Origin of the sequence: Pseudonocardia sp. SID8383, from assembly GCF_009864975.1 — a bacterium.
Lineage (GTDB): Bacteria > Actinomycetota > Actinomycetes > Mycobacteriales > Pseudonocardiaceae > Pseudonocardia > Pseudonocardia alni.
This window is the reverse complement of record NZ_WWFY01000861.1, coordinates 1-1258: the sequence shown is the minus strand read 5'-3', so window position 1 is coordinate 1258 and position 1258 is coordinate 1. Positions and strand designations below refer to the sequence as shown.

The window sequence follows — 1258 nt, the reverse complement described above, 5'->3', positions numbered from 1 at the left end:
GACGGCCGCGGCGCCGGATGCGCCGTGTCCTGCCCCTCGACGGGTGCCGCGACGTGTCGGGCCGCGGAGCCGCGTGGCCCGGCCGGGCCGGGACCGGCGCCGTCCTGCGTGCCGGTTCCCGGGACCGGAGCGGCCCTGTCGGACGTGTCGGTGCCTGGACCGGGAGCGGCCCGGTCGGGGGTTCCGGTCTCCGGGGTGGGAGTGGCCGGATCGGCAGTGCCGGCCCCCGGGCCGGGAGCGGCCTCGTCGGAGATGCCGATCTCCGGGGACGATCCGGTCGCGCCGGATGCGCTCGCCGGGGAGCCGGACCCGGTGGCGTCCTCGCCCGGGACGTGGCCGGTTCCGGTGGAGGAGGCCTCCGCGGCCGGGTCCGGCCCGGCTCCGGACGTGGCTGCGCCCGGGGCCCGGTCCGGTCCGATGTCGGGTGCGGCCGCTCCCGGGGACGGGGCTGTCGCGGCGACCCCCTCCGTCGTCGGCTCCGGGGCGACCCGGCCGGGCCGGTCCTCCGGGTCCGGGGTCTCCGTGACGGGGCTCCCGGCGAGTGGCGCGGGGCGGTCGATGCGCACCGGTGCGGGCGGTGGGTCCGAGGCGGGGACGTCCGTGTCGACGGAGGAGTCGACGGTGACGTCGCCGGGGGAGCTGTCGGTGCGGTGCCCGGCCGGTGCGTCCTCGACGGCGTCGGGTCCGGGGACCGCCGTGATCCCGTCCCCGTCGGGCCGCGGGGCCGGGGGCGTCGCCGAGGACAGGAGCCCGACCCGGTCGGAGGGCCGGTCGTCGGGAACCCGGTCGGCCGGCGGGCCGGACGTGTCGTCGTCCGCAACCCCGCCCCCGCCCCCGGGTTCCACCAGGGGGGACCGGGACGTGTCGGGGGCGGGCCGTGGTGCGTCGCCGGGGAGGGATGCCGACCCGTCCTCCCGGGACGGAGCGGCGGCGTCGTCGCGGGACGGAGCGGCGGCGTCGGAGACCGGAGTGGCGGGGAGCGGACGCGCGACCTCCCGGGCGGCGCGGTGATAGCCGGGGTCCGGGCCGTCGTCGCCGACCTCGACCGACACGACCAGTCCGGCCCGGGCCAGCGCCGACTGGGCCTGGTAGGTCAGGACCTCGGGTGCGCCGTGCGACCCGGTGCGGGCCAGCAGCACCGGCTGCGGCAGCGGACCGGGGGCGGTACCGGCGGGCGTCGTGCGCCAGGCCAGCGTCCAGCCCGACTCCGGGACCGGGACTCCGGCGAGCGCGGCCGCGACCGCCTCCGCGGCACCGG

The 1258-nt window shown here is 80.6% G+C and carries 1 pseudogene; it reads right to left on the bottom strand.

Annotated elements, in window-relative coordinates:
* A pseudogene (locus GTW08_RS20815) lies at positions 1–1258 on the bottom strand (hypothetical protein); the annotation flags it as partial.